At 68.6% G+C, this 19,143-nt stretch carries 13 protein-coding genes; 6 read left to right on the top strand and 7 right to left on the bottom strand.

The window, feature by feature from the left end; all coding sequences use genetic code 11:
- Positions 1–2: 2 nt before the first annotated feature.
- From AT700_RS19055 to AT700_RS19035, 5 genes are all read right to left on the bottom strand, one after another.
- On the bottom strand, positions 3–1,514 hold the full coding sequence (locus tag AT700_RS19055; RefSeq protein ID WP_025324808.1) for an MDR family MFS transporter: 1,512 nt from the start codon (positions 1,512–1,514) through the stop codon (positions 3–5).
- Positions 1,504–2,655 carry an HlyD family secretion protein gene (locus AT700_RS19050; RefSeq protein WP_048521219.1) on the bottom strand — a complete coding sequence of 384 codons (1,152 nt, stop codon included), beginning with the start codon at positions 2,653–2,655 and terminating at the stop codon, positions 1,504–1,506. The genes AT700_RS19055 and AT700_RS19050 overlap by 11 nt, the downstream gene beginning before the upstream one ends.
- Entirely contained in the window at positions 2,652–4,100 is a 1,449-nt protein-coding gene (locus AT700_RS19045; RefSeq protein WP_023875623.1) for an efflux transporter outer membrane subunit, read from the bottom strand. The genes AT700_RS19050 and AT700_RS19045 overlap by 4 nt, the downstream gene beginning before the upstream one ends.
- A gap of 382 nt (positions 4,101–4,482) precedes the next feature.
- Entirely contained in the window at positions 4,483–5,367 is an 885-nt protein-coding gene (locus tag AT700_RS19040) for an alpha/beta fold hydrolase (RefSeq protein WP_003086717.1), read from the bottom strand.
- Between the two features lie 56 nt (positions 5,368–5,423).
- Positions 5,424–6,221 (bottom strand): crotonase/enoyl-CoA hydratase family protein, encoded by a 798-nt coding sequence (locus AT700_RS19035; RefSeq protein WP_003086719.1) that lies wholly within the window; start codon positions 6,219–6,221, stop codon positions 5,424–5,426.
- 164 nt (positions 6,222–6,385) lie between these two features.
- On the opposite strand from AT700_RS19035, the gene AT700_RS19030 reads away from it, so the two are divergent.
- Positions 6,386–6,946: a TetR/AcrR family transcriptional regulator gene (locus AT700_RS19030; RefSeq protein ID WP_003086720.1), complete on the top strand. Its 561-nt coding sequence runs from the start codon at positions 6,386–6,388 to the stop codon at positions 6,944–6,946.
- A gap of 79 nt (positions 6,947–7,025) precedes the next feature.
- The gene (locus AT700_RS19025; protein WP_003082530.1) at positions 7,026–8,798 is read left to right on the top strand and encodes a S8/S53 family peptidase; all 1,773 of its coding nucleotides are present in this window, start codon (positions 7,026–7,028) and stop codon (positions 8,796–8,798) included.
- 22 nt (positions 8,799–8,820) lie between these two features.
- Here AT700_RS19025 and AT700_RS19020 read toward each other — a convergent pair whose 3' ends face one another.
- A complete protein-coding gene (locus AT700_RS19020) occupies positions 8,821–11,397 on the bottom strand; it encodes a PAS domain-containing protein (protein ID WP_023109052.1) in 2,577 nt (858 codons plus the stop codon).
- Between the two features lie 234 nt (positions 11,398–11,631).
- Positions 11,632–11,946 carry a LasR-specific antiactivator QslA gene (locus AT700_RS19015; protein ID WP_031276105.1) on the bottom strand — a complete coding sequence of 105 codons (315 nt, stop codon included), beginning with the start codon at positions 11,944–11,946 and terminating at the stop codon, positions 11,632–11,634.
- Between the two features lie 1,042 nt (positions 11,947–12,988).
- On the opposite strand from AT700_RS19015, the gene aprX reads away from it, so the two are divergent.
- The 4 genes from aprX to aprF all read left to right on the top strand — a co-directional run bounded on the left by aprX (position 12,989) and on the right by aprF (position 18,845).
- Positions 12,989–14,233 (top strand): type I secretion system-dependent protein AprX, encoded by a 1,245-nt coding sequence (gene aprX / locus AT700_RS19010; protein ID WP_003082538.1) that lies wholly within the window; start codon positions 12,989–12,991, stop codon positions 14,231–14,233.
- Between the two features lie 86 nt (positions 14,234–14,319).
- A complete protein-coding gene (aprD, locus tag AT700_RS19005) occupies positions 14,320–16,101 on the top strand; it encodes an alkaline protease secretion ATP-binding protein AprD (protein WP_048521215.1) in 1,782 nt (593 codons plus the stop codon).
- Positions 16,098–17,396 carry an alkaline protease secretion protein AprE gene (gene aprE, locus AT700_RS19000; RefSeq protein ID WP_003082540.1) on the top strand — a complete coding sequence of 433 codons (1,299 nt, stop codon included), beginning with the start codon at positions 16,098–16,100 and terminating at the stop codon, positions 17,394–17,396. The genes aprD and aprE overlap by 4 nt, the downstream gene beginning before the upstream one ends.
- 3 nt (positions 17,397–17,399) lie before the next feature.
- A complete protein-coding gene (gene aprF, locus AT700_RS18995) occupies positions 17,400–18,845 on the top strand; it encodes an alkaline protease secretion protein AprF (RefSeq protein WP_003086727.1) in 1,446 nt (481 codons plus the stop codon).
- Positions 18,846–19,143 lie beyond the last annotated feature (298 nt).

Raw genomic sequence — 19,143 nt, 5'->3', positions numbered from 1 at the left:
GTTCAGTCCTTCTGGCGCAGCATCAGCGAGGCCAGGGCGCAGGCCAGGAGCGCCACGCAGGAAAGGTAGAAGGCGTCGGAGTAGGCCATCAGGTAGGCCTGCTGGCGCACCCCGTGGTCGAGCAGGGCCAGCGCCTGCTGCTGCTCCGGCAGTTGTATCCGCACCTGGCTACCGCCCAGGCGCTGTTGCAGGGCGCCGTCGAAGATCGTCAGGGTCTCGCCGATCCGCTCGGAGTGGAAGCGCTCGCGCAGCGAGACCAGTTGCGTCAACAGCGCGGTGCCGATCGCGCCGCCGAGGTTGCGCAGCATCGAGATCAGCGCCGAGGCCGAGCCGGCCTGGGCCTTGTCCAGGCCCTTCACCGCCAGTACCGAGAGCGCGACCATGATCAGCGGCTGGCCGATGCCGCGCACGACGATGGAGGGGATGATCACGTTGCGTCCCGCGTCGGCGTTCAGGTGCGCGCCCATCCAGCAGCCCAGGGCCATGATCGCGAAGCCGCCGGCCACCAGCAGCTTGGGGTTCAGCCAGCGCATCAGGCGCGGCAGCAGCGGCGCCAGGAGCAGTTGCACGAGGCCGTAGAGGATCAGGCTGTCGCCGATCTGCCGGGCGTTGAAACCCTGCAACTGGGACAGGTAGTTGGGCACCAGGAACACCAGGCCGAAGGTCGCCGCGCCGAACACCGCCATCGCCAGGCTGGACACGCCGAAGTTGTAGCTGCCCAGCAGGCGCAGGTTGATGAACGGCCGCGCGCCCCACAGTTGGCGCTGTACGAAGAGCAGCAAGGCGAGCACGGCGAGGACGGCGAAGGCGCGGATGAAGCCAGACTCGAACCAGTCGCGGCGGCCACCTTCCTCCAGCACGATCTGCAGCGCGCCGAGGCCGGCGACCATCGCGCCGATGCCGAGCCAGTCGGCCTGGCGCAGGCGTTCGCGGTCGCCGTCGCGGGGGCGGATCGACCAGGCCACCGCGGCCAGCAGGGCGATCCCCGGCAACAGTTGCAGGAGAAAGATCCAGCGCCAGGAATAGGCATCCGCCAGCCAGCCGCCGATCGACGGGCCGGCGGCCTGGGCCACGCTGTTGGAAAGGCTGAACAGCGCCATGCCGAGGGGTATCCGGCTGGACGGCAGCTCGGTGAGGATCAGTTGCATCGACAGCGGGATCAGCACCGCCCCCGAAGCCCCCTGGATCACCCGGATCAGGATCAGCGTCGACAGGTTCGGCGCCAGCGCGCAGCTCAGCGAACTGAGCAGGAACACCAGCGAGCCGAGGAGCATCACCCGGCGCAAGGAGAACACTTCCACCAGCCAGGCGGTAAGCGGGATCATGCTGATTTCCGCGACCAGATAGGCGGTGGATATCCACGAGCCCTCCTCGAAGGTGGCTCCCAGCGCGCCTTCTATCTCCGGCAGCGCCGCGCTGGTGACGTGCACGTTCATGCCAGCCATGAAGCAGCCGAACAGGCCGCCGGTGACGGCGACCCAGGCACGCAGCGATACCTTGTCGTCAGCGCTCATCGGCGGAGGCTCCGTCCGGTTCGCGAGTGTCCACGGTGGCGATCACCGACATCCCCGGCAGCAGCCGGCCCCGCTCGGCGGCGTCGGCGTCCAGGCGGATACGCACCGGGAAGCGCTGGACGATCTTGGTGAAGTTGCCGGTGGCGTTGTCCGGCGGCAGCAGCGCGAATACCGCGCCGGAGGCCGGCGCCACGCTGTCGACGCGGCCGCGCCAGCGGCGGCCGAACGTGTCCACCTCCAGCTCTACCGGTTGCCCGGGGCGGATGCGTTCGAGCTGGGTCTCCTTGTAGTTGGCCACCACGTAGGCCTGCTCCAGCGGCACCACCGCCAGCAGCGGCAGCCCCGGCGTGACGTACTGGCGCAGGCGCACCTTGCGCTGGCCGACGCGGCCGGCGAATGGGGCGCGGATTTCGGTATCGTCCAGGGCGTGGCGCGCCAGTTCGCGCGCCGCCGCGGCTTCCTGCAGCTCCGCCTGGCGCTGGGCGAGCGCCGCCTCCGCCTCGCGTCGCCGGCTCTTCAGTACGTCCCTGGCGGCGCGCTGGCGGCCTTCCTCGGCGCTTGCCCGCCGCGCCGCCGCCCGCGCTCGCTGGTGCGCCGCGTCGGCATTCTCCAGGCGCTGGCGACTGGTGGCATGCTCGTCGGCCAATTGCCGGTAGCGTCGCCAGTCGGTCTCGGCGCGGCGCCATTCGGCTCGCGCCGCTTCGCCATCGGCGCGGGCGCGGCTGATCGTCTGCACCTGCTCCAGCAGTTGCCGATCGAGGGTCTCCAGCTTCGCGCGCTGGGCTTCCAGCGCCGCCTGCGCCGCCGCTTCGCGGGACTCGGCGGCGCGCAGGCGCTGGCGGAAGTCGCGCGGGTCCAGGCGCAGCAGCAGGTCGCCGGCCTGGACGTCGGCGTCGTCGGCCACCAGCACCTCGGCGACGTAGCCGGAGACCTGCGCGCTGACCGCCACCCAGTCGGCGCGTACATAGGCATCGTCGGTGCCCTCCAGGAAGCGTCCGCTGCTCCACCACCAGGCCAGCAGGGCGGCGAGCGCGATGGCGCCGGCGAGGCCGCCCAGCAGCCAGGTTCGGCGCCGGTGCGTGGCTGCTGGCATGGTTTCGCCAGTGGTGTGTTCGATGGGTTCCCTGATTGCCTGGTTCATTGTCCGTTTTCCTGGTGGGAGGGGCTGGGAGCGGCTTGCCAGCCGCCGCCGAGAGCCCGGAACAGTTCGACCTGGCGCTCGGCGACGCGCATCTCGGCGTCGACCAGGCGCGCCCGGTCGGCGACCAGGCTGCGTTGACTGTCGAGCAGCTCGAGGGCATCGAGGGCGCCGGCGCGATAGTTGCTGCGCGCCAACCGGTAGGCGTGGCGCTGCTCGTCGAGGGCACGCTGGAGGTCGGCACGCCGCTGGCGCTCGCCGGCATACAGCGCCAAGGCACGCTCGACCTCGCGCAGGGCGCCGAGCACCGCTCCGTCGAAGCGCGCCAGAGCGGCGTCGCGCTCTGCCGCTGCGCTGTCCAGGCGGCCTCGCGCGCTTTCCCGGTTGGGGAAGCGCCAGCTCAGCAGAGGACCGGCCGCGTAGGCTAGCGCGCCGCTGCCGCCGAGGCCGGCGAGGGTCGCTGCGGAGGTTTCGGCGCCGACGGCGAAGCTGATGCGCGGGTACAGCTCGGCTTCGGCCAGCGCGCGCCGGGCGTCGGCGGCGGCGAGCCGGCGCTCGGCCGCGCGGACGTCCGGGCGGCGCGCCAGCAGGCTCCAGCCGTCGCCGGTGGGCAGGGCACGGCGCAGTTGCGGTATGCCGGCGCAGGTCGCGGCAGGAGCGTCCAACTGGCGCGGCGAGCGCCCGCTGAGCAGCGCCAGTTCGTAGAGTGCCGCGCGCCGCCGCGCCTCGAGCATCGGCAGCGCGGCGCGGGTCCGCTCGCGCAAGGCCAGCAGCCGGCGTCGCTGCAGCTCGCTGGAAAGGCCGGCGGCGAGCTGGCGTTCGCTCAGCGCCAGGCTCGCGTCGAGCAGGCCGACCGATCGGCGTTGTACCTCTGCCCGTCGCGCCAGGGCGCAGGCGCGGACGTAGGCGAGGGTGGTCTGGCTGGCCACGCTGACTCTGAGCAGGTCGCGCGCCGCTTGCGCCGCTTCGGCATCCGCCTTCGCCGCGGCGATGCGGGCGCGGACTTCGCCCCACAGGTCCAACTGGTAGGACAGGTCGAGGCGGGCGGTGTGTTTCCACTGGCTGCGCAGCTCCTCGTCGGTGGCTTCGGCGAGGGTCTGGTCGTCGCCGTCGCGCCCATACTGGTAGCCATAGCCGACCTCGGTCCGTGGCCAGCGTTCGCCCTGTGCGCCGCGCAGATGGCCGAGGAGCGCGCGGGCATGGGCATCGGCTGCGGCCAGGTCGCGGTTGTGGCGCAGCGCGGCGGCCACCAGGTGGTTCAGCCCAGGGTCCTGGTAGAGCGTCCACCACTGGGCGGGCAGCGCGTCGCCGCGGGTTCCCGCCACCCTCGACAGGCCAGGGTCGAGGCTTTCCGCGCGTGGCGCGGGTTGGTTGCGGTTCGCGCAGCCCAGCGCGGTGGAGATCCCCAGCGCCAGCGCCACGCAACGCAGATGACTGGCAAGCGGCATTGCCCTGCTCCCGTGTCTGAAAGAGCGGGGAACGGTAAGGCAGGCGCGGGCGGCCTGCGCCGGCAAAAGCGCCAGTCATCGTCGCGAAATGGACAGTCGGCGGATTTTTCAGCGTTGTCGCATCAGGTACGGGCCGCAGCCCAGGGCCAGCAGCCCGGCCGGGATGGCCAGCAGGGAGATGCGGGCGATCTGCCGGGAGTAGCGGTTCACCCCGGCAAAGCTGTCGCCCTTGGTGGCGGTCTCCCGGCGAAACCCCGGTCGCGGCTTTCGGCGCGGCTGCGTTCGAGAAGGAACTCCACGGCGACCACGCCCAGCCAGAATGCGACGGCGAACAGGCGAAGGGACAACGGCAACGGGTGCATGGCGCGCTCTCGCTGGTCTTTCAGGCGTTCTCCGGATGCCGTCTCAGCCAGCGCAGAGCGTCGTCCCACAGCGCCTCTGCACCGGCGCGGAAGTAGCCCATGTGTCCGAGCGGTCCACCGTCGGGTCGCAGGTCGAGGGTTTCCAGCGGTGCGTTGCGGTAGGCCTCGACGAAGGCGTCCCGCGAGCGCGGCGGTGCCCAGGGATCGTCCAGGGCGGTGGCGAACAGACAGGGCGTGCGCACTGCGGCGTAGCGCTGGTGGAGGTGGCGCATCGCCGGGTCGTCGAAATAGTAGCGGGGATGGCGGCACCAGCGCTTCCAGTCGCGGTAGACCCCCAGCGGCAGGTCGTCGCCCATGCCCAGCAGGCTCCAGGCCATGTAGCCTTTCCAGGCCACCAGCGGCGGCAGCACCAGGGTCCACAGCAGGCGCACCTTGAGCGCTTCGCGGCGCGACATCCAGCCGCTCCAGCCGGCGCCGCTGCCGAAGCTGTAGCAGGCGGCGAGCCGCCCATGGTCGGGCAGCAGGCCGATGGCGTGGCCGCCGAAGGAGTGGCCGATCCAGTACAGCGGCCGCTCCTCCCGGCCGAGCAGCTCGACGGCGGCGGCGAGGTCCCGGTAGGCCCAGTCCAGGTAGGACATGGCGAAGCCCTTCAGGCTTGCCGGCGCGGATTCGCCGATGCCGCGATAGTCCAGGGTGAGTACGTCGAAGCCCTGGCGCGCGGCGTGTTCGGCGAAACGCCGGTAGAAGCGCTGGGCGACGCCCGTCGCGCCGGCCACCAGCAGGTTGCCATGGGCGTGGCCCGGCGCGTGGTAGCGGTAGGCGGACAGCGGATAGCCGTCGGTCGCGGGCAGGGCCAGGCGTTCCATCCGCACCGGCGCTGCGGAATGTTGAGTCAACGAAGTCATGTCGGTTTCCGCAGGAGAGATGGAGCGGAGCGACCGGGGGTCGACCCGCAGGGGAGCTAGCGGCCTTTGAACGCCGGCGCGCGCTTTTGCACCATCGCCAGCACGCCCTCGCGGACGTCCTCGCTGCCGATCAACGCGGCCAGCGACTCGTTGACCCGCGACAGCGCCGCATCGTCCCCCTCGTCGCGCCCCTGGAACGCCGATTGCAGCGCGGCGCGCACCGCCAGCGGCGCGGCCCGGGCGATCCGCTCGGCGTATTCGAGGGCCCGTGCCAGTTCCTCGCCGGGTTCCACCACCTCGGTGAGCAGGCGCATGCGCAGGGCTTCGTCGGCATCGAACTCATCGCCGGTGAGGATGTAGCGCATGGCGTCGGTCCAGCCCGCCGCGCGCGGGAAGCGCACGGTGGATCCGCCCAGCGGCGGGATGCCGCGTAGCACCTCCAGATGGGCGAAGCGCGTGCCGCGCGCGGCCACCGCGATGTCGGCATTGAGCATTAGCTCTATCCCGGCGGTCCAGCAGGTGCCTTGCACCGCGACCACCAGCGGCTTGCTCCGACGCGGCTGGACCACGCCCCAGGGATCGACGCCGCCGTCCGGATAGCGGAAACCGCTGGCGGCGAGCTTCGGTGCCAGTTCCATCAGGTCGAGCCCGGCGGTGAAGTGCTCGCCATGGGCGAAGAGCACGGCACAGCGGGATTCCTCGCTGCGCTCGTATTCACCCATGGCCAGCGCCAGGTCCGCCAGCATTGCGCTGTCGAAGGCGTTGCGCTTGCCCGCGCGGTCCAGGCCGATGAGAAACAGATGACCGCGCTGCTCTCGGGTGACGCGGCCCGGGCCGCTGTTGGCTTCGCTCATGATGCCTCTCTCCTGTGCTTGGGTTGGTGGAGCGGAAACTTCTTCTAGTTACCTACCGAACATTCGGTTTGTAAAAACTAAACAAACATTCGGTAACCGTCAAATTGAGGCGCCAAGGCTTATGGCATAGAATCAACGCCTTTGATCGAGAGCAGGAACCTTCCGTGCGTCCGTTGAAAATCTCCCGCGACGAGCTTCTCCAGCGCTGCGCCGGCACCTTCCGTCGCTACGGCTACCACGGCACCACCATGGAAATGCTGTCCAGCGCCTGCGGCTTGACCAAGGCCTCGTTCTACCACCACTACCCGAACAAGGAAGCCTTGCTCCGCGACGTTCTCGAATGGACCCACCAGCGGCTCGCCGAGACGCTCTTCAGCATCGCCTACGACCCGCTGCTGACGCCCCGCGAGCGCCTGGAAAAACTCGGCCGCAAGGCCGCCCGGTTGTTCCAGGACGACAGCATCGGCTGCCTGATGGGCGTGGTCGCGGTCGACGCCAGCTATGGTCGCAGCGAGCTGATGGCGCCGATCCGCAGTTTCCTCGACGACTGGGCGCAAGCCTTCGCCCAGCTCTACCGCCCGGCCTTCGACGAGGCGCAGGCGCTGGAGCGCGGCCGGCAACTGGTGGCCGATTTCGAAGGCGCCATCCTGCTGGCGCGCATCTATGGCGAGCCGGGCTATATCGATGGCGTCACCCGGCGAGCGCTGGAGCAACTGGCGGGCTAGCCTGCGCCCGCCTTCAACCTGAACGAAGCGTTTCGCCAGGCGGTCGGAACAACAGGTCCCCGTTCCGGAAGCCGAGTCCATGCCGCTGCGCCGTGCCGTTTTCGCCATCCTTTTCGCGTCCCTGGGCAGTCCTTTGGTAGCCGCCGAAACACCCCTGCGCCTGGAGCGCCTGGAGCGCTGCGGCGATCTCCTGGCCAGCGAGCGGCAGGAGTGGTGCCTGCGCGTGCGCGGCCTGGGCTCCGGCCTGCCGCGCCTGTTGCTGGACGGCCGCGAACTGCCGGCCACCGCCCTGCGGCGCGAGGGCGACGGCCTGCGACTCCGCCTGGACCGCCGTGGCCACGCCAGCGGTCCGCTTTGGCTGGAGCAGGGCGGGCGCAGCAGCAATCCGGTATGGCTGACCCTGAACGGCAGTCATGTGCTCGCCGCCGGTCCCGACGAGGTGGCGAAGAACATGGATGGCCTGACCACCTACGTCGACCTGGTCAGCCTGTTGATCGAGGAGAACCACGACGGTCGCCGGGAGGCCGAACGCCTGGCCGATAAATATGGCGCGCGGGTGGTCGGCGCGATCCCGCCGTTGAACCTCTACCAGTTGCGCCTGCCGGCGCGCGACCTCGTCCAGCGCGACGCGCTGGTCCTCCGCATCGGCAGCGAGACCAGCGTGGACGCCGTGGTGGTGGAGGAGTCCGCGCCGGAGAAGGGCGAGGAAACCGAGGCGGCGCGCCGGCCCGTGGACAAGCCGGACAGCGACTCCGACGAGTGGGCGGCCAATCGTTTCATGGACGCGGTGAACTATTACCAGCGTCGGGTCCGCGCCCGCCAGGCCCCGCTGGAGACCCGCCCGGTGCGCATCGGGGTGATCGAGCGCGACGTCGACTTCGACGCCCCCGACTTCGCCGACTACCTCGGCCCCTGCAAGGCGCCCGCGCCGCGTACCTGCCTCTACGCGCGCGATGCCGAACGTCCCGACAACCACGGTTCGACGGTCGCCGGCATCCTCGCCGCGCGCTGGGACCAGGGCGGCAACAGTGGCTTCCTGCGTGGGCTGGACCGCGCCAGCCAGGGTTTCGAAGTGATCGTCGAGCGCAATTCGGACGCTGGCATCACGGCCAACGTCGCCGCCTCGGTGAACCTGGTGGAGGATGGCGTGCGGGTGCTCAACTGGAGCTGGGGCATCCACCGCGTCGGCGCTCGCGACGTCGACGGCGACGAGGTGGATTCGCTGGTGCGCTCGGGGATCGCCATGAGCGGCTACGAGGAGTTGCTCGAGGAATTCTTCCTCTGGCTGCGCAAGGAGCATCCGGACGTGCTGGTGGTCAACTCCGCCGGCAACGGCTCGTCCTACTCCGGTACCGACGAATACCGCCTGCCGTCCTCCTTCGTCACCGAGCAGTTGCTGGTGGTGGGCGGCCACCAGCGCAGCGAGCGCCAAGGCCTGGCGGTGGACGACCCGGCCTACGCGGTCAAGCGCAGCACCTCGAACGTCGACATGCGGGTGGATGTCACCGCCGCCGCCTGTACCCATGCCTCGACCCTGGAGCGGGACGCGCGGGGCGAGGTGCACTGCGGCACCTCCTATGCCACGCCGATGGTCGCCGGCACGGTCGCCGCCATGCTTTCCCTCAACCCGCGGCTGCGACCCGAGGAGATCCGCATGCTGCTCCGGCGCAGCGCCATGACCATCGGCGGCGACTACGATTTCGAGCCGGCCGATGCCGAGGACCTCACCGCACCGATCCTGCCCTCGGAGCGCGGCTACCGCCTGGACCACCGCGACGTCGGCCGCTCGGCGCGGCTGGACATGCAGAAAGCCCTGGACCTGGCGGTGAAGAGCCGCGAGCGGGTGCGCTGAGGCGTTCCGCCGGCCCGGGGCCTCACGGCGAGGCTTCCAGCAGCCGGGCGAGGCGTTCGGCGAGTTCGTTGTGGCGGAACGGCTTGGTCAACACCTCGAAGCCGTTGAGTTGCTCGGGCCTGAGGTTGGCGTAGCCGGTGATGACCAGCACCGGCAATTGTGGGAAGCGCTGGCGCAGTTCCTCGGCAAGCTGCACGCCGGTCTTGTCGGCCATGAGATGGTCGGTGACCAGCAGGTCGGGCGCCAGGCCGCGCTCGACCTCGCCCAGGGCTTCCTCCGCCGACGCCGCCTCGCTGACCTGGTAGCCGAGATCGCCGAGCAGCAGCGCGGTGGTGTAGCGCACCATCCTGTCGTCGTCGACCAGCAGCACGTGGGTCGGCCGCAACGCTTCCGGTGCGTCCGGGCAGCTTTCTGCGGTGGATTGCGTCTGCTCCGCGGTGATCGGCAGCCAGATGCTCACCCGGGTCCCCTTGCCGATCTCCGAGTGGATCCCCAGGCCGCCGCCGGACTGGGCGACCAGGCCCTGGACCATCGACAGGCCGAGGCCGGTGCCCTTGCCCACGCCCTTGGTGGAAAAGAACGGCTCCATGCAGCGGGCCAGCACCTCGGCGGGCATGCCTCCGCCGTTGTCGGCGACTTCCAGGCACACGTAGCGGCCGGCGCCGAGACCGTCCACCGCGCCGTCGATCACCAGGTCGGTCCGCGCGCCTATTTCCAGGCGGCCGCCTTCGCCCATGGCGTCGCGGGCGTTCACCGCGAGGTTGAGGATGGCCAGTTCGAACTGGTGCGGATCCACCACCACCGCAGGCAGGCGTTCCGGGATCTCGATGCGGACCTCGATGGTCGGGCCGAGCGAGCGCTCGATCAGGTCGTGCATGCCTTCGACCAGCTCGCGCAGGGCCACCGCCTGCGGCTTGAGGGTTTGCCGGCGGGCGAAGGTGAGCAGGCGACCGACGAGGTTCCGCGCCCGTTCGGCGGACTGTAGCGCGCCGTCGATGAGGTCGGTGGAGCGGGCGTCGTCGAGCCGCCGGCGGATCAGTTCCAGCGAGGCCATGATCGGCGTCAGCAGGTTGTTGAAGTCATGGGCGATGCCGCCGGTCAACTGGCCGACCATCTCCATCTTGCGTGCCTCGTGAAGCTGCGCCAGGGCGCTTTCGCGCTGGGCGAGCATGGTCGCGACACGTTCTTCCAGGCTTTCGTTGAGTTCGCGCAGCTCGTTCTCGGCGCGTACCCGCGCGCTGATGTCCATGCACACGCAGAGCAGGCCGCTGGCGGCATGCTGCTCGTCCACCAGCGGCGTGACCTGGTTCTGCACCCACACCGTATCGCCGTCGGGGCGAACGTAGCGGCCGCTCATCTCGAACGCCGCGCCGGTCGCTCCGCCTGGCGCCGCGGGGAGGGCGAAGTCGGCGGGGTCGAGGATGTCCTGCATGCGCAGGCCGAGCAGGGTCTCGCGCGAACGGCCGGCGATCTCGCAGTAGCGATCGTTGACCCGGGTGAAGCGCCAGTTCCGGTCGCATACCGCGATGCCCGCGCTGGCCTGGTCGAACATCGCCGCCAGTTGCGCGGAACTGGTGCGCAGCGCCAGCTCCGCGCGGGCATGGGTGAGCGAGGTCCAGGCCAGCTTGGCGGCTTCCTCCGCCAGGCGGCGCGAATCTTCGCCGAGGGCCTGCGGATGGGCGAAGTGGATCGCCAGCAGCGCCTCCAGCCGGCCGTGGCGCAGCACCGGGACGTGCAGCGTGGCGCCCAGCCCCAGGCGCGCGCGGCTCGCCGCCTCGTCGAGACTCATGCCGCGCTCCCCGGCGAGGTCTTCCCGCGCCACGCTGCGTCCGGCATGCAGTTCGCCGGACAGGGTGGCGCCGAACGCCAGGTAGCGATGCCGACCGACCGCCGAGCGGCCGTCGTGGAGATAGTCGCGATGGACCTGGAAGGTCATGCCGTCGCCGTTGTCCTCGCCGAAGAATATCCGCGACGCGCCCAGCTCCTCGCCGAGCCGGCGCAGGGCGGTGGCTTCGATTTCCAGGGGATCGGCCAGGGACGGCAGGGTCTGGCCCAGTTCCAGGAGGAACGCCTGGCGGCGTTCGAAACGCACCCGCTCGGTGGTCTCGGTGACGATGCACAGCACGCCGCCGACGGAACCGTCGGTTTCCCGCACCGCCGAATAGGACACGTCGAAATAGACCGTCTCGCCGCGTCCATGGCGTTCGATGTAGAAGGGCCGATCCTTTGCCGCGAAGGTCTCGCCGGTCTCGTACACCCCGCGCAGCAGCGGTTCGAGGTCATCCCACAGCTCCCGCCAGTTCTCTATCGCCGGCCGGCCGAGGGCGCGCGGATGCTTGTCGCCGATGCTCGGCGCGTAGGCATCGTTGTACAGGGCGACGAATTCCGCGCCCCAGAACAGCACGATCTGCGCCTTGGCCGGCAGCAGCGTGGCCATCGTCGTCTTCAGGCTCGCCGACCAGGCGTCCGGCGGGCCGAGGGGCGAACTGGCCGCGTCGAGGCTGAGCAACAGTTTCCCGACCGCTCCTCCGTTGGCCAGGAAGGCCGGTGGATGGTCGAGGGTGTTCGGGTCCGGTTCGATGGTGAAAGGCTGTGCCATGTCTGCGGAGTCTTGCTCGGTTCCGGTTGAGGTGGTGGGTCGTATGGAATATAGGAGGGCGGTGGGTGCGCTTGCGTTCAATCCGGCTGGGGGGATGGCGCACCGGGGCGCTCCAGACGCTCGGTGCGTTGCCAGGCGGAGTCTGGCGATGATTTCGTACGCGGTGCCCGAGACCGCGATGGAGACTTGGCGTAGGGGCGAACGACGCCACCGGCGTCATTCGCCATGGCCGGGTCAACCGGAACGTCGAGCGGCTACCAGGCGCTGCTGCAGGCGCGTCAGGAAGGCCACTTCGAAGGCGGTCTTCTGCATCGGTGTGGGCAGGCTGTCGCGGCCGAAGGCGAAGGCGGTCCAGAGCTGGCCTTCGATCTGGTCGGCAAGCCAGTTCTCGGCCTGGCGGACGCCCTTGTCGATGGCGGGCTGGGCGGGAACCGGCCAGAGCAGGGAGAGACCGGGTTGCTGGTCGGCGGGGGGAATCTCGACCATCAGGTCCTTGTAGCGTTCGATGATTGCGTCGACGTGGGTCTTTTCCTTTTCATCCTTCGTCATGCTGGGTACTCCGTTTCTGAGAGTCACATGACCTGCCGCCTTCGCTGTCAATCGATGGAGGCAGGATCGCGCAGGGTTGACAGACCGGGAAACGGAACCGGCAGACCACGAGGGTCTCCCCACGCGATCCGCCATGAAGGCCCGCAGTTGGAAAACTGCGGTCGAGCCGATGCCTGCAAAAGCATTCGCTGCTTTCGCATGCACCGCTCGGCGCATCGCGCCGTCTCTTCGGGCTGTCAAACCCGGTCACGGATTTGGCCGTGACGGGCGCAGGATAGGGGCAGGCAAGGCGGGGAGCAAGGGCGGGAACGGGTGACGGCAGAGGCTATCGGCAGGCAAGGCGTTGGCTGAAGCGATTCATGGAAATAACCCGGCGTTGGGAGCGCGCCGTTAATCATCGTTTACCAGGAGAAAACAATCCGCCCGGACTGTTCGATTCAATATTTTGTGATGTGCTTCACGCAATAAGAGTGTTCCTTATGAGCCACGCAAAAGTGTCATTCGCTTCTTCGAAGAGGGCGCTGCCGAAGTTGCACGCTAGTTGGGCACGCCGCGAGGGCGGCTCGGCACTTTGGTGCATAAGGATATAACCCTTTCTTCATTTCTGATTTTCGTCAGAGTTCGTGCCGGGGCGACCGTCCGTCATTCGATATTAATTAAAAGCGTCAATAATCCGTTTAGGAATCAGGGGCTTGGAAATCCACCTGGCAGAACTGACAGGTCGGTATGCCCAACCAAAGTATTGAACTGATTTAAGTGGTGGTACAAATTCGCCTTTCCCATGTTAGTCCTACTTAACAGGCGAAGCGGTGGAGAGCGCTCTGTTGCGGGCTGCTCGGGATTAAATGGGTTTCGCCCTCGGGGGGCTCCTGTCTTCCAATAAAAACAAGTTGTCGCCAGGCCTGATGAACTTTCAGGTACCCGCGTTCCGTTTTCTCGCGGAACTCACTGACTGCGCTTAACCGCGTGACCGGTTCGGTCGGTAAACAGCGACCTGCGCCGGAAACGCGATAACCGAGACAACTCAATCGAGGAACAGAAGATGGGATTATTCAATGCAGCCGCGAACCTGTTCGGCCAGGTCTACGAGCGCGCGACGCAGGTGGCCGCCACCGCCGTCACGGCGGTGGCGGACGTGGCCAGGACATTGGTGGGCTCCACCGTCGACGCCGTGGAGCAGCAGGTGCACGAAGCGCTTACATCGGTGCATGACGCCGTTGCCAGCGTGGAGCAGGCGCTGGAGGGTACGGTCGGCGCGGTGGCCGGCACGCTCGGCGAGATCGCCGGCGACGCCCTCGACACCGTAGGCTCCGCGGTCGGCACGCTGGGCGGGCTGGCCGGCAACTCGCTGGCGATCGCCGACGACTTGTTGCACGGGCGCGTCGAGCCGGAGGATTACCTGAAGCTGGTCGGTGACCTGGGGCAGGGCGTCGGTGCCACCGTCGGCCATGCCTGGGAATTCGGCAGCGACAGCCTGAAGGCCGCCAACGATCTCTACCACGCCGCCTACCAGGGTGGCTCGCTAAGCCTCGGCAATAGCGACGGCCTGCTCGGGGTCAATGTGATCGGCTCGCTGCTCGGCGGCAATCACGACCAGGGCGTGATTCCCGATAGCCGCGGCATCCTCGGTCCGCTGCCGATCAACGTCTCCTTCACCGAGCAAGGCCTGACCTTCGGCGGCGAGACGCCGCTGACTCCGCTGGTCACCGCAGCCCTGGCGCTGAATCCGATCACCGCGCCGCTGGTGCCGGTGCTGGCGCCGCTCAACCTCGGCGGCCTGGGAGTGGTCGGCTCGGTCGACAAGGAAGGCTTCAGCGCCAAGTTCTACGGTATCGCCGGACCCAGCTACAACCTCGGCGTGGCCAATCTCGGCGGCACCCTGGAGCTGGGTAGCTACAACGAGGTCAAGCTGCTGAGCTGGAACGAGGTGACCCTCAAGGACCTGCCCATCGTCGGCGGCATCCTCGGCTACGTGCCGGTGGTCAAGGACATCGGTGTCTCGCTGCCGACGTTGGACCTGCACTTCGACAGCAAGCTGTATGCGCAAACGATTGCCGGTGTCGATGTCGCCGGGGTCGGGCCGAAGGGCCAGATCGAGCTGGTGCATGACCTCGACAATGACCTGTCGATCGTCGCCGGTATCGCCGGGGATACCGCGCACAGCGCACTGGACGGGGCCGGCAAGGTGCTCGCGGCGCTGCTCGGCCACGGCGGCGAAGCGGCGCCGCCGACAATCCAGCTGATCGGCGCCGACCCGGCGCCGGAGCATCAGGCCCTGGCCGCCTGACGGCGAGGGAACGCCCGGCACAGGGAGGTGCCATCCGGGCTCATTCGGGATTCCAGCGGCAGTCGTGGCAGAAGTGAGCGCGCTCGATGGCAAGGCTCGGTTCCAGCGTTACCAACGAAATCAAACAGGCCCTGGCGGCCAGCCGCGGCGCGTTGCGCAGCGTGGCGGCGTTCTCCGGGGTGATCAACCTGCTGATGCTGGTGCCCTCGCTGTACATGCTGCAGGTGTACGACCGCGTGCTGTCCTCGGCCAACGAAGTCACCCTGTTGATGCTGACCCTGATGGCGCTCGGTGTGTTCGTCTTCATGGGCGCGCTGGAGGCGCTGCGCAGCTTCGTCCTGGTGCGGGTCAGCGAACGCTTCGACGGCCAGTTGCACGGGCGGATCTACGCCGCCGCCTTCGAACGCAACCTGCGCGCCGGCGGCCAGGAGGCCAGCCAGGCGCTGCACGACCTGACCACCCTGCGCCAGTTCATCACCGGCCAGGCGCTGTTCGCCTTCTTCGACGCACCCTGGTTCCCGGTCTACCTGCTGGTGATCTTCCTCTTCGACCCCTGGCTCGGCCTGCTCTCGCTGGTCGGCGCGCTGGCCCTGATGGCCCTGGCCTGGTTCAACGAACGCGCCACCCGTGCGCCGCTGGCCAAGGCCGGCGAGTTGTCGATCAAGTCCGGCCAACTGGCCAGCAACAGCCTGCGCAACGCCGAGGTGATCGAGGCGATGGGCATGCTCGGCAGCATGCGCGGGCGCTGGGAACGGCTGCACCAGGCGTTCCTCGACCAGCAGAGCCTGGCCAGCGAGCGCGCGGCGCGGATCAACGCGCTGAGCAAATACCTGCGCATCGCCCTGCAATCCCTGGTGCTCGGCCTCGGCGCCTGGCTGGCGGTGGAGGGACGCATCACCCCGGGGATGATGATCGCCGGCTCGATCCTGATGGGCCGTGCGCTGGGGCCTATCGACCAACTGATCGGCGTGTGGAAGCAGTGGGGCGCGGCGCGCGATGCCTATCGCCGGCTGAGCGGCCTGCTCGACGAATTCCCCGCCCGCGAGCGGCGCATGGAATTGCCCGAGCCGCGTGGCCACCTGCTGCTGGAATCGCTGGACGCGGCGCCGCCCGGCAGCGAGGCGCGCACCCTGCGTGGCCTGACCCTGGCGATCCCGGCCGGCTCGGTGGTCGGCGTGATCGGTCCGTCCGGCTCCGGCAAGTCGAGCCTGGCGCGGGTAGTGCTGGGCATCTGGCCGACCCTGCACGGCAGCGTGCGCCTGGACGGCGCCGAGATCCGCCAGTACGAGCGCGAGACCCTCGGCCCGCGCATCGGCTACCTGCCGCAGGACATCGAACTGTTCGCCGGCACGGTGGCGGAAAACATCGCCCGCTTCGGCGAGGTGCAGGCCGACAAGGTGGTGGAGGCGGCGCGCCTGGCCGGGGTCCACGAACTGGTCCTGCGCCTGCCGCAGGGCTACGACACCGTGCTCGGCGTCGGCGGCGCCGGGCTTTCCGGCGGCCAGCGCCAGCGCATCGCCCTGGCCCGGGCGCTGTACGGCGCGCCGACCCTGGTGGTGCTCGACGAACCCAACTCGAACCTCGACGACAGCGGCGAGCAGGCGCTGCTGGCGGCGATCCAGGCGCTCAAGGCGCGTAGCTGCACGGTGCTGCTGATCACCCACCGGGCCGGCGTGCTGGGTTGCGCCGACCGCCTGCTGGCGCTGAACGCCGGCCAGTTGCACCTGTACGGCGAGCGCGACCAGGTGCTCGCCGCCTTGAACAACCAGCGCGCCGCGTCGGCGTCGCAGCAGCGCGCGGACTACCGGGTGGCCGGCTACGGCGCGCCGCAGGTGGTGGCCGCGCCGCGCCAGGGAGGTGTGGAATGACCCGCACGGTGAAACGCGACGAGAACGCCTATGCGCGACTGGGCTGGCTGCTGGTCCTGTTCGGCTTCGGCGGCGCGCTGCTCTGGGCCGCCTTCGCGCCGCTCGACCAGGGCGTGGCGGTGCCGGCCACGGTGATCATCTCCGGCCAGCGCAAGTCGGTGCAGCATCCGCTGGGCGGGGTGGTCAAGCACATCCTGGTGCGCGACGGCCAGCATGTGGAGGCGGGCGAGCCGCTGATCCGCATGGAACCGACCCAGGCCCGGGCCAACGTCGATTCGCTGCTCAACCGGTACGCCAACGCGCGGCTCAACCAGGCGCGCCTGCAGGCCGAATACGACGGCCGGCGGACCCTGGAGATGCCCGCGGGGCTGGCCGAGCAGGCCCCGCTGCCGACCCTCGGCGAGCGCCTGGAGTTGCAGCGGCAGTTGCTGCACAGCCGCCAGACCGCGCTGGCCAACGAACTCTCCGCATTGCGGGCGAACATCGAGGGGCTGCGCGCCCAGCTCGAAGGGTTGCGCCAGACCGAGGGCAACCAGCGCCTGCAACAACGCCTGTTGAACAGCCAGTTGAGCGGTGCGCGCGACCTCGCCGAGGAAGGCTACATGCCGCGCAACCAGTTGCTCGAACAGGAGCGCCAACTGGCCGAGGTGAACGCCCGGCTATCGGAGAGCAGCGGTCGCTTCGGGCAGATCCGCCAGAGCATCGCCGAGGCGCAGATGCGCATCGCCCAACGCGAGGAGGAGTACCGCAAGGAAGTCAACGGGCAACTGGCGGAAACCCAGGTCAATGCGCGGACGCTCTGGGAGGAGCTGTCCTCGGCGCGCTACGAGCTGCGGCACGCCGAGATCCGCGCGCCGGTCAGCGGCTACGTGGCCGGCTTGAAGGTGTTCACCGATGGCGGGGTGATCGGCCCCGGCGAATTGCTGATGTACATCGTGCCCAACAGCGACAGCCTGGAAGTGGAGGGCCAGCTCGCGGTGAACCTGGTCGACCGGATCCACAGCGGGCTGCCGGTGGAGATGCTGTTCACCGCCTTCAACCAGAGCAAGACCCCGCGGGTCACCGGCGAGGTGACCATGGTCAGCGCCGACCGCCTGCTCGACGAGCAGAACAAGCAGCCCTACTACGCGCTGCGCGCCCAGGTCGACGCGGCCGCGATGGGCAAGCTGAAGGGCCTGCAGATCCGCCCGGGGATGGCGGTGCAGGTGTTCGTCCGCACCGGCGAGCGCTCGCTGCTCAATTACCTGTTCAAGCCCCTGTTCGACCGCGCCCACGTGGCGCTGGCGGAGAACTGACCGATGACCATGCGCCGCCTGATGACCTGGCTGTTCGGCGCCTTCCTGTTGCTGCTGCGCGAGGACGCCTTCGCCCTCGGCCTGCTGGACGGCTATCACCTGGCCCTGGAGAACGACCCGCAGTTCCAGGCCGCGATCCAGGAGCACGAGGCCGGCAGGCAATACCGTGCGCTCGGCCGCGCGGCGCTGCTGCCGCGCCTGGTGTACAGCTACAACCGTGGGCGCAGCTGGTCCGATGTGACCCAGGCCACCACCCGCGGCGATTTCAAGGAAGACCGCGACTACGACAGCTACGTCTCCACCCTCAGCCTGCAACAGCCGTTGTTCGACTACGAGGCCTTCAGCCGCTACCGCAAGGGCGTGGCCCAGGCGCTGTTGTCCGACGAGCGCTTCCGCAGCCAGAGCCAGGAACTGCTGGTCCGGGTCCTGGAAGCCTATACCGGCGCGCTGCTGGCCCAGGACCAGATCGAACTGGCGCGGGCGCAGAAACGCTCCTACCGCGAGCAGTTCCAGCTCAACCAGCGCCAGTTCGAGCGCGGCAACGGCACCCGCACCGACACCCTGGAGACCCAGGCCCGCTTCAACCTGGCCCAGGCCCAGGAAATCGAGGCGCGGGACAGCCAGGATGCCGCCCTGCGCGAGCTGGAGCGGCTGGTCGGGGCGCCGCTGGAGATCGCCGACCTGGCGCCGCTCGGCGAACGCTTCCAGGTGCGCCCGCTGAGCCCCGCCAGCTACACCGCCTGGCGCGACCTGGCGCTGGCCGAGAATCCCGAGCTGGCCTCGCTGCGCCACGCGGTGGACGTGGCCCGCTACGAGGTCGAGCAGAACCGCGCCGACTTCCTGCCGCGCCTGGGCCTGTACGCCAGCACCGGCAAGTCCAAGTCCGGTTCGGAGAACACCTACAACCAGCGCTACGAGACCGACAGCGTCGGCATCCAGTTGAGCGTTCCGCTGTTCTCCGGCGGCGAGACCCTGGCGGCGACGCGCCAGGCCACGCATCGCATGGAGAAGAGCCATTACGACCTGGACGACAAGGTCCGCGAGACCCTCAACCAGGTGCGCAAGATGTACAACCAGAGCAGCAGCAGCGCGGCGAAGATCCGCGCCTACGAGATGACCGTGGATTCGGCGCGGACGCTGGTGATGGCCACGCGCAAGAGCATCGCCGCCGGGGTGCGGGTCAACCTCGACCTGCTGAACGCCGAGCAGGCGCTGTACAGCGCGATGAACGAGCTGTCCAAGGCCAAGTACGACTACCTCACGGCCTGGGCACGCCTGCGTTTCTACGCCGGGGTGCTGGACGAAGCCGACCTGGAACTGGTGGCGGCGAACTTCGTTTCCGGCGAGACGCCGGCGCGCCGCCGCGACTGCGCGACGACGGATTGCCCGGCGCCGCTGCACACCCTGTCGAAGACCGATACGGAGGAAAACCGGAGCGCGCTCAATTGAGACCGCGAAGGACGTGCAGGCAATTGTTCGCCTGGCGTGAAGTCGATGTCCCGGGCGGGTCGACAGAGGTCGAACAATACGCATGGAATTGTTTTTTCAATAAGGCGCTATTTATATGAAACGGTTTTTATAATATTCCAGTGTCTTCGGTAGTTTATCTTTCCTGCATGATTTCATATATGCGGAATTCGTTCGTGCATATGCTTTAAGTGCAGCTTAATTTTTTTCATGAAACCTGTGGACATTGGAAAATGAGCTGTGTCAGTTTGGACTTCGGCCTGATCTGGCCGATAACTGC

The organism is Pseudomonas aeruginosa, assembly GCF_001457615.1.
GTDB classification, from domain to species: Bacteria; Pseudomonadota; Gammaproteobacteria; order Pseudomonadales; family Pseudomonadaceae; genus Pseudomonas; species Pseudomonas aeruginosa.
Note: the sequence above shows the minus strand (reverse complement) of the source record. Positions and strands in the feature narration are given on the sequence as shown.

Bases quoted from the DNA above. Each gene is read 5' to 3' on its own strand.
- AT700_RS19045 (WP_023875623.1), bottom strand. From the start codon at position 4,100: ATGCCGCTTGCCAGTCATCTGCGTTGCGTGGCGCTGGCGCTGGGGATC.
- aprE (WP_003082540.1), top strand. From the start codon at position 16,098: ATGACCCGCACGGTGAAACGCGACGAGAACGCCTATGCGCGACTGGGC.
- AT700_RS19055 (WP_025324808.1), bottom strand. From the start codon at position 1,514: ATGAGCGCTGACGACAAGGTATCGCTGCGTGCCTGGGTCGCCGTCACC.
- AT700_RS19025 (WP_003082530.1), top strand. From the start codon at position 7,026: ATGCCGCTGCGCCGTGCCGTTTTCGCCATCCTTTTCGCGTCCCTGGGC.
- aprD (WP_048521215.1), top strand. From the start codon at position 14,320: ATGGCAAGGCTCGGTTCCAGCGTTACCAACGAAATCAAACAGGCCCTG.
- AT700_RS19050 (WP_048521219.1), bottom strand. From the start codon at position 2,655: ATGAACCAGGCAATCAGGGAACCCATCGAACACACCACTGGCGAAACC.
- AT700_RS19040 (WP_003086717.1), bottom strand. From the start codon at position 5,367: ATGACTTCGTTGACTCAACATTCCGCAGCGCCGGTGCGGATGGAACGC.
- AT700_RS19015 (WP_031276105.1), bottom strand. From the start codon at position 11,946: ATGACGAAGGATGAAAAGGAAAAGACCCACGTCGACGCAATCATCGAA.
- aprF (WP_003086727.1), top strand. From the start codon at position 17,400: ATGACCATGCGCCGCCTGATGACCTGGCTGTTCGGCGCCTTCCTGTTG.
- AT700_RS19020 (WP_023109052.1), bottom strand. From the start codon at position 11,397: ATGGCACAGCCTTTCACCATCGAACCGGACCCGAACACCCTCGACCAT.
- aprX (WP_003082538.1), top strand. From the start codon at position 12,989: ATGGGATTATTCAATGCAGCCGCGAACCTGTTCGGCCAGGTCTACGAG.
- AT700_RS19035 (WP_003086719.1), bottom strand. From the start codon at position 6,221: ATGAGCGAAGCCAACAGCGGCCCGGGCCGCGTCACCCGAGAGCAGCGC.